Source organism: Rahnella sp. 1L-D-7-B-C2 (assembly GCF_057290995.1).
Genome location: NZ_JBXAVQ010000010.1, coordinates 116,761 through 129,914 on the forward strand (window position 1 = coordinate 116,761; position 13,154 = coordinate 129,914).

The window sequence follows — 13,154 nt, forward strand, 5'->3', positions numbered from 1 at the left end:
GCCTTAGCCAAACTCTCTCAGACGGTGCAACAATCGGCGGAACGGAGAACCGTCATTCTGCTGACGATCGTGACTGCCGGTAATCACGACGGTGGCCGTGGTGCCTGCCGGATACGGATGCTGCTGATCGGCATCATCAAGAACAATTTTGACCGGCACACGCTGCGCCAGACGTACCCATTCGAGGTTGCTGTCGATAGTCGCCAGCCCGTTGGTTGCCGCAGAGGATGAACTGTTGGTCACCGCTGCCGCGACGCTGTCGACCGTGCCGTGCATGATGCGATTACTGCCAAGCGGCGTGATTTCCACGCGGTCGCCTTTGCTCAGACCGGAAAGTTTGGTTTCTTCCAGATAGGCAAGAATATAGAAGGAGTTTTTCTTCACCAGCGCAACGGCGGTCGAACCGCGGTTGATGTAGTTACCCGGATGCACGGTGAGGTTGGTCACCCAGCCATCAGCAGGGGCAACAACCACGGTGCGCTGGAGATCAAGCACCGCCAGATCGCGCGCAGCCTGGGCTTTCGCCAGCTGATGTTGCGCGGTTTGCAGCACGTTGTTCGCCTGGTCGATCTCTTCCTGCGACATTGCCTGCACACCCAGTTTCACACGGCGACCGGCTTCGCGTTTTTTCTCGGCGGCCAGCGCCTGATAGTACGCGACGTCAGCGCTCGCTTCGTCCAGCGCCTGCTGATAACGCGGCTGATCGATTTTGAACAGGATTTGCCCCTTCTTCACCAGCTGGTTATCAATGACCGGCACATCGGTGATAAGACCGGTGACGTCGGGTGCGATGGACACCACGTCAGCGGTAAATTTGGCATCGCGGGTCCACGGTGATTCGGTGTAGAACGCCCAGGCTTTAAAGATTGCGATGACAGCCAGAACGACAAGAATCAGCGTAATTAGATAACGTATTATTTTTATAGAGAAATTTTTCACAACGCCCTCAGACGAACATGCAGGAGATCAGGTAGAAAAGACAGCAGTACAAAGCTGTGTTGAACAACGCCGGGTGCCAGACAAAATCGTAAATTCCCGTGGGCTGCAAAATGCGCCGCAGCAGGAAAAACACCACCAGCGCCAGCAGTATTTCAAAGAACACCGGGGGAAACGACAATCCGAAAATCACCATTACCGGAAGCAAACTCATCAAAAATTCCTTACATTATGACGACGGGCAGTATGACGGCAGAAATGCTGGTTAATCCCGCGCGCACATTATTCATTATTTTAGGCAACAGCTCTCAAACCCGGAGAAATAATTCACGGGAGGCAGAGATGGAAACTGTGGGGTTGCCAGGGAAGTGTGCGAAGGTAAGCAGTCAGGAAAACTCGAACCTGAGGTTTATCGCCCGGAAGGGTATATTAGCCTGCTTATTATCAAGTTATCAACGTTGTGTGATCTAAATCACTTTTAAGCCAGAGTTAACAATGGACCGATTAAAACGCATGTCGATTTTCGCTCAGGTTGTGGAGAGCGGCTCATTTACCGCCGCGGCGCGACGCCTCGACATGAGCGTTTCCGCCATCAGCCAGACGATCTCAAAGCTTGAAAATGACCTACAAATCAAATTATTAAACCGAAGCACTCGCAGTATCGGCCTGACCGAGGCCGGAAAGATTTATTATCAGGGCTGCCGGAAAATGCTCCATGACGTGCGTGAAGTGCATGAGCAATTATACGCCTTTAACAACACACCCACCGGAACGTTACGCATCGGCAGCTCATCAACAATGGCACAAAATGTTCTTGCTGCGATGACCGCCGAAATGCTCGGCGAATACCCCGGCCTGACCGTCAATCTGGTCACCGGCATCCCGGCGCCGGATCTGATCGCCGACGGCTTAGACGTAGTGATCCGCGTCGGTGCCTTGCAGGATTCCAGTCTGTTCTCCACGCGCCTCGGTTCGATGCCAATGGTGGTGTGCGCCGCCCGCAGTTATCTGGCGCAGCACGGCACGCCGGAAAAACCGGCGGACATGGTGAATTTCTCATGGCTGGAGTACAGCGTCCGTCCCGACAGTGAATTCGAACTGATCGCCCCCGAAGGTATCACCACCCGTATCAATCCGCAGGGGCGCTTCGTCACCAACGATTCGCAGACGATGATCCGCTGGCTGAAAGCCGGTGTCGGTATTGCCTACGTGCCGCTGATGTGGATTATCGAAGAGATTAACGCCGGAGACGTGGAGATTCTGTTTGGCCGCTATCAGTCGGATCCGCGCCCGGTTTACGCGCTGTACACCGAAAAAGACAAACTGCCGCTGAAAGTGCAGGTCTGCATTAACTATCTGACGGATTACTTCAAACGGGTCGGCAAGGTGTATCAGGGCTACCGGCAGGGGAAAAAGGGGATGCCGTGGGAGTGATGTGTGGAGCACAAACCAAAACCCTAACTGACCTCCCCTTGTGAAAGGGGAGGGATAAAAACAAAGAGATTTGGGATTACGCCGTGCCGCCTACCGTCAGATTATCCAGCTTGAGGGTTGGCTGGCCGACGCCGACCGGCAGGCTCTGGCCTTCTTTACCGCATACGCCGACGCCTTTATCGAGCGCCAGATCGTTCCCGACCATGGAAATCTGCTGCATCGCTTCGATACCGGAACCAATCAGCGTCGCGCCTTTCACCGGTTTGGTGATGCGGCCCTTTTCAATCAGATAGGCTTCGGACGTGGAGAACACGAATTTGCCGGAGGTGATGTCCACCTGACCGCCGCCGAAATTCGGTGCATACAGACCATATTCGACGCTGCTGATGATGTCTTCAGGCGTGGATTTCCCGCCCAGCAGGTAGGTGTTGGTCATGCGCGGCATAGGCAGATGCGCATAAGACTCGCGACGGCCGTTACCGGTCGGCGCAACGCCCATCAGGCGCGCATTCAGTTTGTCCTGCATGTAGCCTTTCAGCACACCGTTTTCGATCAGCACATTGTACTGGCCCGGCACGCCTTCATCATCAATCGCCAGCGAGCCGCGCAGGCCGTGCATCGTGCCGTCATCAACCACTGTACACAGTTCTGATGCCACCAGCTTGCCCATCTGACCGCTGAAGACCGACGTGCCGCGACGGTTGAAATCGCCTTCCAGCCCGTGACCGACTGCTTCATGCAACAAGACTCCCGGCCAGCCCGCACCGAGCACGACGGGCATACCGCCAGCCGGGGCAGCAACCGCCGTCAGGTTCAGCAGCGCCATACGCACGGCGTCGCGTGCGAAGGCTTCGGCGCGCACTTCACCGTTCACCGTTTCGAGGAAGTAATCATACCCGACGCGCGCACCGCCGCCGCTGGAGCCACGCTCACGGCGACCATCCTGCTCAACCAGCACGCTGACGGACAGACGCACCAGCGGACGAATATCCGCCGCCAGCGTGCCGTCAGTCGCCGCAACCAGCACGGTTTCATACACGCCGGTGATGCTGGCGCTGACTTCCTGCACGCGCTTGTCGGCTGCGCGGGCAATTTTATCCACGCGGTGCAGGAGGTCAATTTTCGCTTCGCGCGACAAGCTTTGCAGCGGATCCAACGCAGAGTACATGGATTTGTAGGCCACTTCGCCCAGCGTGTGGGTTTTGCCGTTGCCCTGTTCACGGACAATGCTGCGCGCCGCCGTTGCGCTTTGGTTCAGCGCATTCAGCGTTATCTGATCGGCGTAGGCAAAACCGGTTTTCTCGCCGCTGATGGCGCGCACACCGACGCCCTGATCGATATTGTAAGACCCGTCTTTGATGATGCTGTCTTCGATCACCCAGGCTTCATGGAAGCTGGACTGGAAAAAGAGATCGGCGTAATCGAGGCGACGTTCTGACAACTGGCCCAAAACGGAAAACAGATCCTGATGACTCAGATTATTGGCAGTTAGTAACTGCTCACTGACTAAGGCCAGACTCATAGATGTTCACTCTCTTTTAAACGAAAATCCGGCGCGCTGAGGTTTAGGGATGACCTCAACCCACCGGACAATCCATTGTTACAGGGTTATTAACAGCCTAACACAGCCCGAACGAGGTTGCCTGCCGCCATCCTTATGGCATTACTGCGCGGCGGCCTTCGGTGCGGTGACAGGTTTACGCAGAATTTCATTAATGTGCGGCTCCGCGATGGTGCCGGTTATCTGATAGCGGATCAGCGAAATTTTATTCCACAGCGGGGCGAGCACTTTACTGGCGGCAAACACCGCCACGCCGACCACCGGGTTTATCACAAAGGCGGTTGCCACGCCGACGGTAGCGGAAATTTCCGGTGCGATCACGGCCTGGAGATCCAGTTGCTGATTCACAAAATTCACTTTGCCGGTGATGGCGATATCCGCCGCCAGCCCGTCGACCAGTAGATCGTCGGTGTGCAGCGTGCCATCTTTAATCCATGCGGTCGATTTGATGGAATCGAAATAGAAGCCCTCTCCGAAGGTGTCGCTGAAATCAAGGCGCAGCTTACGCAGCAATGCGTCGAAGCTCACCAGACGCAATAACTGACCGGCGCGGCCGCCGCCGACGTCGGCGATTTCACCTTTACCCAGCTCGTTTTTCAGCGTGCCGTTGAGGGTGCTGACGTCCGGTTTCCACGGCACGGATTTCCAATGCAGGTCGAAGTTGATGTCAAATGGCGCGCCTTTCAGCGGTGTGGTGACGCCAAAGAAAGACATCGCCTGATCGATATTTTTGCCTTTCAGCTTGCCTTTCAGGCCGGTATTTTCGCCCTGCGCATTCTGTTTCCAGTCACCCTGCACGTCCAGGCGCGCCACGCCGGTGTCGATCAGGCCGTTACGTAGCATCAGCTGATCGCCCTGCGGTGTAACATCGGCATTCACCTTGCGGAAGTTCTGACCGAGGAACCAGCAGGCTTCGCAGCGCAACTGCACCGCAGGCCAGTTCGCAAAGGAGACTTTGTCACTGCCCGTTGAGTTCGTCGCCGCTTTACCGCTGCCAGCGACATCGGCCACCGTCCACTGCGGATTGAAATACAAATAGTGCAGATTCGCCAGCCACGGACCGCTGTCGTTCATGTTCAGCGTGCCGTCAATCTCTTTGCCTTTCGCGTTGATCTCCATGCCCTGACGCCCCTGCGTGGAGCTTATCGTCAGGTCATTCCACACCTGCCCGCCAAGCGTCAGTGCCGGTGTCGTCAGGATGATTTGATGCGGGAAGCTGAATCCGGCCATTTTGCCGTTGCCGCTTTTACCGTTACTGCTGCTTTGCGCGGCTTTATCCGGCGACAGTAAACCTAGCCAGCTTTCACCATCGAGCGGCGGCAGGTTCAGCGTCAGGCTGCTGTCGGCGGGTAACGGCGGCGTTTTCTTGGTATTAGCCTGCCAGGAAGCACGATCCAGTTTCAGCTGTTTACCGAGCAGCCAGCGGCTGTTGAAATGGTCTTTGCCCGCCAGCACGCCTTCGAGATTGAAACTGTGTAAATCGCCTTTCACCTTCACCAGCAATGGCATGGAATTTCCGGCCTTTTTGCTCAGCGGATCAGGTAAGTGACTGCTCACATCTTTCAGATCGGCGTTCACATCCACGGTGTAGTTTGGTGTGCCTTTGTGCGGCAGGGAGATATTGACGTCACCTTTCCACGGCGTTCCGCCAGAAATTTTGCTCGCCGCTGCGGCAGGCAGACCCGGCAATTTCGACAGTTGCCAGTTGGCGTTCAGACCGACCTGAATTTTGAAGTCATCGGCCAGTTCCTGCGTACTGAACATTACGTTGATGGGCTGTCCGAACCAGGTGCCGGTTAACTGATTGCTTTGCAGGTTGCCGTTGTCATAGCTGAACTGACCGCTGAGATGGCTGATGGTGCTTTCCAGCGGTTTGATCAGCAGGCTGTTGTCTTTAAGCGTCACGCCACCGGTCGCGCGAACTTCCTCGCCGTCCAGTGGAATATCAAGATGTAAGCGGCCATTCACTTCGCCGCTGATTTGCAGTTCCTGCAATGCGCCGCCCAGCGTATCGTGCAGCGGTGTATTCATGAAGTAATCGCCAATATCTTTGCCTGAACCGCGCAGATCAGCATCGACGAATAGCTTTTCTTTCAGATAGTCAGGAATATTGGCGACGACATTATTGCCGTCAACGTTGCCCAGTTTGGTGTGCGCAGCCTTCATGAACAGGCCGTCGTTGAGGAAATCGAGATCGATATCCAGATCGGTTAGCGCTGGCCATTTCGGCTGGAATTCGAATGTGGAATGACGCAGCGGCACCCAGACTTGGAACTGCCCTTCGTTCTTTTTGAACGGGAAGTGATGCGGATTGCCGTTGAAGGTCAGCGTAGCGTTATCCACCTGACCGCCCTTAATGGCGCCAGTCAGATAATCCACCAGATGTTTACCCATCAGATGTTCAGGGAAGTAACGCCACGCCTGCCCGGCGTCGTAAAGACGGATACCGGCCAGAATATTCAGCCACGGCTCGCCTTTTGCTGGCTGGGCGTAGTGGAAATCACCCTTCGCCCACAGCGCATCGGCTTTGACGTCAACGTCTTTACCGGACAACGTCCACCCATCCTGATCGTTCGTCCAGTTGAACGACCCGGTTGCCGCACTCACATCCAGCGGCGCGCGGAACATCTCCCCGTAAGGCAGCAGGCTGTCTTGCAGTTTGACATCCAGCTGACCGCTGGCCACGCTGCCTTTCAGGCTGCCGTTGAAATGATTAATGCCCGGCAGTAATTCCCAGCGCTGCCAGCTGACGTCGTGCCAGTCGGCGATAAAACGGGTGTGTTCGGGTTGTTTAAGCGGAATGTCGAGCGCGAGGCGATCGATACTGCCTGCCGGTTTCAGATCCTGCCAGCGTTCTAACAGCGCTGGCGTAAGGAAAGAAATGGTCGGGATGACCGGCCCGAGACGTTCCAGTTGCAAATGGGTGCCGCGAATGCGCAGTTCCTCACCCTGCGACGGGCCAAGAAATTCGTTGTTTTCCGGCAGGTATAGCGCCTCCAGTGTACCTTTCGGCCAGGCGACCCCGTCAGTTTTTATGTTCAGCTGTTGCGTACCGAGTTGCCAGCCATTGCCCTGACGGTTTCCATGCAGCGTCAGGTTATCGACGTCCAGACGGTGTAGATCATCACCGGTTTTCCAGGTCGCAGAACCGGACTTCAGCAGCGCGTCACCGGCATAGACATCGCCGTTGCGTACGGTCAGCCACGCCGCCAGACTGAAATTAGCCGTCTCGAGACCGGTGTTGTTGCGCAGCCAACGGCTAAACCACGGCTTCATGTCGATATCATCGGCCTGGAGGTAAATCTTGCCGTTGTTAAGCAGTCCGTTGGAATCATTAAGATCCATACGCACCTGCACCACACCATGCTGGCCGTTGAAACTCGACAGACTTAGTTGCCCCTCGGCACGGTGGCGGTTGTGGGTGTTCAGCCACGTCAGCTGCGGGATATCGAATTCGGCGCGCGGGCCGGACGGCGTCAGGAAGGAAATACGACTGTTGCGCAGGTCAAAGTGGTCCACCTGCCGGAGGAAAATATCGCTGATGCGGTTGGGCTTAAGACCGTTGCCCTGGTTGTCTCCCCCCAGCGTACTGTTGAGATCCAACTGCATATTGTAGAAAGTGAGATCGCGGAACTGCCACCGCAGATGCAGCATCGATTGCCAGACGTCCAGCGCCATCGTGATACGCTGAACCTTCAGGTTGGCATCCGGCAACGTAACCTGCAGGCCACGAACTTCCATGATCGGGCCAAAGGTTTTCCAGCTGGCACTAATCTGTGACAGTTCGATCGGCACGCCGGTGACGGATTCGACTTTTTCGACCAGCTGATTCTGGAAACGGCTCAACTGAGGCAACGCCAGGCGTAAGCCACTGATCACCAAAGCCACTATCACAACAAGGGTTGCGCTGGTGGTTAATAAGATACCGGGCAGTCGCCTCAAACTTCTCTCCTTGTTTCCCCATTCCATACCGGTCTTCACCCGTACAGACGGCAATGGAAACCTGTTACTTCCTGATGCCTCTGACACATTGCCTTCAGATCACATCATCACGACGTCAAACTGCTCCTGACTGTAGAGCGGCTCCACTTGCACTTTGACCTGTTTGCCGACGAAAATTTCGACTTCAGCCAGTGCATGGGATTCTTCGCCCTTCAGCGCTTCGCCCACGGCAGCAGAGGCGTAAACCAGGAAACGGTCGGAATCATACGCATGATGCACGCGCACGATTTCACGCAGAATTTCGTAGCATACCGTTTCGACGGTTTTCACCGTGCCGCGTGCATGACAGGTAGGGCAATCGCTGCACAATACATGTTCGACGCTCTCACGGGTGCGTTTGCGGGTCATTTCAACCAGACCGAGCGCAGAGAAACCGTGGATGCCCGTTTTTACGCGGTCTTTCGACAACGCCTGCTCAAGGCTGTGCAATACGCGACGGCGGTGATCTTCATTCGACATATCAATAAAGTCGATGATGATGATGCCGCCGAGATTACGTAACCGCAGCTGGCGGGCAATAGCCTGCGTCGCTTCGGTGTTAGTGTTGAAAATGGTGTCTTCCAGATTGCGATGGCCGACGAACGCACCGGTATTAATGTCCACGGTGGTCATGGCTTCGGTCTGATCGATGATCAGATAGCCGCCGGATTTGAGCTCAACCTTGCGTTCGAGTGCGCGCTGGATTTCATTTTCCACATCGAACAAATCGAAAATAGGCTGCTTGCCGCTGTAATGCTCCAGTTTGCTGGTCATTTCCGGCATGTATTCGCTGGTAAATTCCACCAGCAATTCATAGGTCAGACGGGAATCAACGCGAATACGATCCAGCGCTTCACCAGCAAAATCACGCAGTACTCGGTGGGCCAGCGCCAGCTCGCCGTACAATTTGTACTTGGTTTTGTTGCGACGTTTGCGCTCCATCACCTTGGTCCACAGGCGCTTCAGATAAGCGGCATCCTGCTTAAGTTCTTCTTCGCCCACGCCTTCGGCGGCGGTGCGAATAATATAGCCACCGTGCTCGTCACAATATTCAGACACGATACGTTTCAGACGATCGCGCTCAGCTTCGCTTTCAATTCGCTGCGAAACGCCCACGTGGGACGCACCCGGCATAAACACCAGATAACGTGAAGGCAGGGTGATGTCCGTAGTCAGACGCGCGCCTTTGGTACCGAGCGGGTCTTTCACCACCTGCACCATCAGATCCTGGCCCTGATGCACCAGCTCTGCGATGTCGCGCACGTGGAAGTTTTTCTGCTCATCACGGGCGACACATTCGGTGTGAGGCATGATGTCAGACGCGTGTAAAAACGCGGCTTTCTCAAGTCCGATATCAACAAAAGCGGCCTGCATTCCAGGCAATACGCGGCTGATACGTCCTTTATAAATGTTGCCGGCAATCCCGCGCTTGGTTTCGCGCTCAATATGGATTTCCTGCAGAATGCCACCGTCAATGTAGGCCACGCGGGTTTCAGACGGGGTGACATTGACCAGTAATTCAGCTGTCATGTTTACTCCTAAGCTCGCGTAAGGCAGCAAATTCATTGAGCAACTCCTGAGTCTCCACCAGCGGGAGTCCCACGACTGCATAGTAACTGCCGCGAATTTCTCGGACGAAACAACCGCCCTTTCCCTGAATACCGTAAGCGCCCGCTTTATCCATGGGCTCACCGCTCAGAATATAGTGTGCAATGTCATCGGCGGATAGCGAACGAAAGGTGACATCGGTCACCACCAGCGTACTGAGGCAATCACGCCTGTTGGCGAAGGCGACTGCAGTCATCACCTGATGCTGCCTGCCGGACAATGCATTAAGCATAACAGCGGCTTGCGATTCATCGCGCGGCTTTTCCAACACTTTACCGTCGAGGACCACAATAGTGTCCGCGCCCAGCACAGGCAGATCTTCCGTCGCGACCGCAACGCCGGCCCGCGCTTTATCTTTCGCCAGACGCAATACGTATGCATCCGGTGCCTCATCCTGCTGGCGTTCTTCCGCCACGTCGGTGATCAGACGCTCAAAAGGCAGATCCAGTAAGGCCAGCAATTCACGGCGGCGTGGCGATCCGGAAGCGAGATAAAGTTCGGTCATAACATCCTCATTGAACAGCAAACTGACGGCGAATTTTACGCATCAGCAAGAACAGCCACGGCCACAGAATGCCGTCAACCACGCTGCTCCAGAAAACTTCAGGGCGAAACGACACGTTCACCACCATGAACTGGCCCCAGAACACCATCACATCTACCGCCAGCGACAACACCATAACAATAAGCGCCTGCTGCCAGAGTGCCAGATTGCGGAATAACTGGAATTTGAACGCCACCAGATAAGCGGTGATGGCAAACGCCAGCGCACGAATACCCAGCGTTGAACCGAGGATCAAATCCATGATGAAACCGACGATAAAACCGGTACCGACGTTGACGCGGTGCGGTAATGCCATCACCCAGTAAATCAGGATCAGCAACAACCAGGAGGGCCGGAACATGTAGATCTGTTCAGGCCACGGCATGACCTGTAACAACATGGCTATGATAAAGGATAGCCAAATAATCCAGCGTCCGTGGCTCCGGTAGCTGTTCATCGCGTCGCCCTCGGGGTCACGGATGTGCTAACCGGCGCAGTCACGGTGCCAGTTGCCGGTGCCGGAAGCGGTGCCGGAGGCCCCATATCACCTGGCGGCGGCAATACCTGAGGCATCATTTGCATCAGACGTTCATTGGCCACACGATGGACTTCGTCAGGCGGCAACGGATGATCACCGTTGCGATCCGAACCCCATAACAGCAGCAGATAACGCAGACGTTGCAGACCGGCCGTTGGACGCGCCTGAATCACCGTATAAGCGCGCTGGTTGTCGACTTTGACAGAAGACACCACGCCCACCGGATAACCTTCAGGGAAACGGCCACCGAGACCCGACGTGACAAGTACGTCGCCGACGCGAATATCGGTATTGCTTGGCAGATGTTCGAGTTGCAGATCGTCCGCACAGCCGCTGCCGGCGGCGATTACGCGGATATCGTTGCGCAGCACCTGAATCGGCAGGGCATGGGACGCATCGCAAATCAGCAGCACCCGGCTGGTGAGCGCACCGACGGCAACGATCTGACCGACAACGCCCTTATCGCTGATTACCGGCTGGCCGACGTAAACGCCGCTATTGCTGCCTTTATCGATGACAACCTGATCACTGTACGGATCGTCGCTGGTAGACAGAACCTGAGCCACCATTTTGTGCTCGTCCTGACGCAACGGCGAGCCCAGCAGCTCACGCAAACGGGCGTTCTCTTGTTTATATTGACCAAGCAGCATCAGGTCGCTGTTTTTCAGCAATAATTCCTGGCGCAAAGCACGGTTTTCCAGCTCGAGCTGGCCGCGTGTCGCGAACGTCGAGGAAACCTGATCTAAGAATTCACGCGGGGCGTTTGACAGAAAATAGAAGGGACTGACGGCAGTATCCATATAGGTGCGGATTTTAACAAACGTACCTATTTTACTGTCGGCAACAATCAGGACAATGGCCGTAAGAATAGCCAAAAAAAGTCGCAGTTGCAGGGAAGGTCCCCTGCTAAAAATTGGCTTCATAAAATATGCGAGTTCCTCGGCAACAGAAGGTTTCAGTCAGATGAAGTCAATGCTTCCCCTGACAGAAAAGGTGGCAATCTCATGGGATAGCCAAAAACACCGCCTAAACATTCTCAGTTTAGACAGTGTTTGCGCGGATCCACATTGAACACTGCACACTTCGCGTTGCAGGTTTTACCTGACGGACAACCACCTTCCCGGGCAGACTATTTTTTGAGAGGAATAAAGGAAGAAAACCATTATTCCGCCATCAATCAAATCGTCGCTGAGATTACTCTTCGCTGAATAAGTCGCCGCCGTGCATGTCGATCATTTCTAATGCTTTACCGCCGCCGCGAGCAACGCAGGTCAACGGATCTTCTGCGACAACCACCGGAATACCGGTTTCTTCCATCAGCAGACGATCGAGGTTACGCAGTAACGCGCCACCACCGGTCAGCACCATGCCACGCTCGGAAATGTCAGACGCCAGTTCTGGCGGACATTGTTCCAGTGCAACCATCACTGCGCTGACGATACCGGTCAGCGGCTCTTGCAGCGCTTCCAGGATTTCGTTGGAGTTCAGCGTGAAACCACGCGGAACGCCTTCAGCCAGGTTACGGCCACGCACTTCAATTTCGTGCACTTCATCGCCCGGATACGCCGAACCGATGCTGTGTTTAATACGTTCTGCCGTGGCTTCACCAATCAGGGAGCCGTAGTTACGACGCACGTAGTTAATGATAGCTTCATCGAAACGGTCACCACCGATACGCACAGAAGACGAATACACGACGCCGTTCAGGGAAATCACAGCCACTTCAGTAGTACCGCCGCCGATATCCACCACCATAGAACCGGTGGCTTCTGAGACTGGCAGACCTGCACCGATCGCCGCAGCCATCGGTTCTTCAATCAGGAACACTTCACGCGCACCAGCACCTTGTGCGGATTCACGGATAGCACGGCGTTCAACTTGCGTTGCGCCGACCGGCACACAAACCAGCACGCGCGGACTTGGGCGCATGAAGCTGTTGCTGTGAACTTGCTTAATGAAGTGTTGCAGCATTTTCTCAGTCACGAAGAAGTCAGCGATAACGCCGTCTTTCATTGGACGAATAGCTGCGATATTGCCGGGAGTACGACCCAGCATCTGTTTTGCGTCGTGACCAACAGCAGCAACGCTTTTAGGTGAACCAGCACGATCCTGACGAATTGCCACAACTGATGGCTCATTCAGCACGATGCCTTGTCCTTTTACATAGATGAGGGTATTGGCGGTACCCAGGTCGATGGACAAGTCGTTGGAAAACATGCCACGAAATTTCTTAAACATAACGAAAGGATAATCCTGCTAGCTGGGGGCGGAAAATAAAATCCGCCTACTTTACCAACCACGCGAAGCAGCGACAAGGCGCAAAAACGTCCTGCTTACGTGAAAATTGTCCGCGATGTCGCCATTCACTGGAGGTGACTTTTGAGGCTGATGGCACTGCGATAAAATTCTGTATCGCAGGCTCGATTTACCTCGGGCAGGCCCCCAGGTGAAGTAGCAACACCGCACATAAATTCTTACACTTTCACCAGGAATCTCCGTCAACCCGCGGCCAGATGATAAGCACCGGATGCTAGGCAAGGGAGTCGGTCGAA

Annotated in this window: 10 protein-coding genes; 1 reads left to right on the forward strand and 9 read right to left on the reverse strand. The window is 55.0% G+C overall.

What is annotated here, in order from left to right:
• Positions 1 to 3: 3 nt before the first annotated feature.
• A complete protein-coding gene (gene aaeA, locus AC0Z7K_RS16685; protein WP_413530544.1) occupies positions 4 to 939 on the reverse strand; it encodes a p-hydroxybenzoic acid efflux pump subunit AaeA in 936 nt (311 codons plus the stop codon).
• Positions 940 to 946: 7 nt separating this feature from the next.
• Positions 947 to 1,150 carry a p-hydroxybenzoic acid efflux pump operon protein AaeX gene (aaeX, locus tag AC0Z7K_RS16690; RefSeq protein ID WP_013577283.1) on the reverse strand — a complete coding sequence of 68 codons (204 nt, stop codon included), beginning with the start codon at positions 1,148 to 1,150 and terminating at the stop codon, positions 947 to 949.
• A gap of 281 nt (positions 1,151 to 1,431) precedes the next feature.
• Between aaeX and aaeR the strand changes: the two genes are divergently transcribed.
• On the forward strand, positions 1,432 to 2,370 hold the full coding sequence (gene aaeR, locus AC0Z7K_RS16695) for an HTH-type transcriptional activator AaeR (RefSeq protein ID WP_485615234.1): 939 nt from the start codon (positions 1,432 to 1,434) through the stop codon (positions 2,368 to 2,370).
• 76 nt (positions 2,371 to 2,446) lie between these two features.
• On the opposite strand, the gene tldD is transcribed toward aaeR, so the two are convergent.
• From tldD to mreB, 7 genes are all read right to left on the reverse strand, one after another.
• The gene (gene tldD / locus AC0Z7K_RS16700; protein WP_413530542.1) at positions 2,447 to 3,892 is read right to left on the reverse strand and encodes a metalloprotease TldD; all 1,446 of its coding nucleotides are present in this window, start codon (positions 3,890 to 3,892) and stop codon (positions 2,447 to 2,449) included.
• 141 nt (positions 3,893 to 4,033) lie between these two features.
• Positions 4,034 to 7,873: an AsmA2 domain-containing protein YhdP gene (yhdP, locus tag AC0Z7K_RS16705; protein WP_485615235.1), complete on the reverse strand. Its 3,840-nt coding sequence runs from the start codon at positions 7,871 to 7,873 to the stop codon at positions 4,034 to 4,036.
• Positions 7,874 to 7,972: 99 nt separating this feature from the next.
• Positions 7,973 to 9,442: a ribonuclease G gene (rng, locus tag AC0Z7K_RS16710; protein ID WP_413530540.1), complete on the reverse strand. Its 1,470-nt coding sequence runs from the start codon at positions 9,440 to 9,442 to the stop codon at positions 7,973 to 7,975.
• Positions 9,432 to 10,025: a Maf family protein gene (locus AC0Z7K_RS16715; RefSeq protein WP_485615236.1), complete on the reverse strand. Its 594-nt coding sequence runs from the start codon at positions 10,023 to 10,025 to the stop codon at positions 9,432 to 9,434. Before AC0Z7K_RS16715 ends, rng begins: the two co-directional genes overlap by 11 nt.
• Before the next feature lie 7 nt (positions 10,026 to 10,032).
• Entirely contained in the window at positions 10,033 to 10,521 is a 489-nt protein-coding gene (gene mreD, locus AC0Z7K_RS16720; RefSeq protein WP_112168385.1) for a rod shape-determining protein MreD, read from the reverse strand.
• Complete coding sequence (gene mreC / locus AC0Z7K_RS16725) at positions 10,518 to 11,525, reverse strand: rod shape-determining protein MreC (RefSeq protein WP_112168386.1); 1,008 nt, start codon at positions 11,523 to 11,525, stop codon at positions 10,518 to 10,520. Before mreC ends, mreD begins: the two co-directional genes overlap by 4 nt.
• Before the next feature lie 271 nt (positions 11,526 to 11,796).
• Positions 11,797 to 12,840 carry a rod shape-determining protein MreB gene (gene mreB / locus AC0Z7K_RS16730; RefSeq protein WP_013577291.1) on the reverse strand — a complete coding sequence of 348 codons (1,044 nt, stop codon included), beginning with the start codon at positions 12,838 to 12,840 and terminating at the stop codon, positions 11,797 to 11,799.
• Positions 12,841 to 13,154: the final 314 nt, after the last annotated feature.